The sequence below is a fragment of the Enterobacter sp. UPMP2052 genome (assembly GCF_053709675.1).
Genome location: NZ_JBSKJR010000026.1, coordinates 1 through 1,545, shown reverse-complemented (window position 1 = coordinate 1,545; position 1,545 = coordinate 1). Strand labels below are relative to the sequence as shown.

General features: G+C 53.9%; 1 rRNA gene. It reads right to left on the bottom strand.

From position 1 onward, the window contains the following. Window positions 1–1,545: ribosomal RNA gene (locus ACWKX3_RS24080) — 23S ribosomal RNA — on the bottom strand; the annotation flags it as partial.

Genomic DNA, 1,545 nt, shown 5'->3' with positions numbered 1-1,545 from the left:
AGTGCCATTGGCATGACAACCCGAACACCAGTGATGCGTCCACTCCGGTCCTCTCGTACTAGGAGCAGCCCCCCTCAATTCTCCAGCGCCCACGGCAGATAGGGACCGAACTGTCTCACGACGTTCTAAACCCAGCTCGCGTACCACTTTAAATGGCGAACAGCCATACCCTTGGGACCTACTTCAGCCCCAGGATGTGATGAGCCGACATCGAGGTGCCAAACACCGCCGTCGATATGAACTCTTGGGCGGTATCAGCCTGTTATCCCCGGAGTACCTTTTATCCGTTGAGCGATGGCCCTTCCATTCAGAACCACCGGATCACTATGACCTGCTTTCGCACCTGCTCGAGCCGTCACTCTCGCAGTCAAGCTAGCTTATGCCATTGCACTAACCTCCTGATGTCCGACCAGGATTAGCTAACCTTCGTGCTCCTCCGTTACTCTTTGGGAGGAGACCGCCCCAGTCAAACTACCCACCAGACACTGTCCGCAACCCGGATTACGGGTCCACGTTAGAACACCAGCCATTAAAGGGTGGTATTTCAAGGACGGCTCCACGCAGACTGGCGTCCACGCTTCAAAGCCTCCCACCTATCCTACACATCAAGGACCAGTGTTCAGTGTCAAGCTATAGTAAAGGTTCACGGGGTCTTTCCGTCTTGCCGCGGGTACACTGCATCTTCACAGCGAGTTCAATTTCACTGAGTCTCGGGTGGAGACAGCCTGGCCATCATTACGCCATTCGTGCAGGTCGGAACTTACCCGACAAGGAATTTCGCTACCTTAGGACCGTTATAGTTACGGCCGCCGTTTACCGGGGCTTCGATCAAGAGCTTCGCGTTGCCGCTAACCCCATCAATTAACCTTCCGGCACCGGGCAGGCGTCACACCGTATACGTCCACTTTCGTGTTTGCACAGTGCTGTGTTTTTAATAAACAGTTGCAGCCAGCTGGTATCTTCGACTGATTTCAGCTCCATCCGCAGGGACTTCACCTACATATCAGCGTGCCTTCTCCCGAAGTTACGGCACCATTTTGCCTAGTTCCTTCACCCGAGTTCTCTCAAGCGCCTTGGTATTCTCTACCTGACCACCTGTGTCGGTTTGGGGTACGATTTCGTGTTACCTGATGCTTAGAGGCTTTTCCTGGAAGCAGGGCATTTGTTACTTCAGCACCGTAGTGCCTCGTCATCACACCTCAGCGTTAAAAGGTACCGGATTTACCTGGAACCTCCGCCTACATGCTTAAACCGGGACAACCGTCGCCCGGCTAACATAGCCTTCTCCGTCCCCCCTTCGCAGTAACACCAAGTACAGGAATATTAACCTGTTTCCCATCGACTACGCCTTTCGGCCTCGCCTTAGGGGTCGACTCACCCTGCCCCGATTAACGTTGGACAGGAACCCTTGGTCTTCCGGCGAGCGGGCTTTTCACCCGCTTTATCGTTACTTATGTCAGCATTCGCACTTCTGATACCTCCAGCATGCCTCACAGCACACCTTCAACGGCTTACAGAACGCTCCCCTACCCAACAACGCATAAG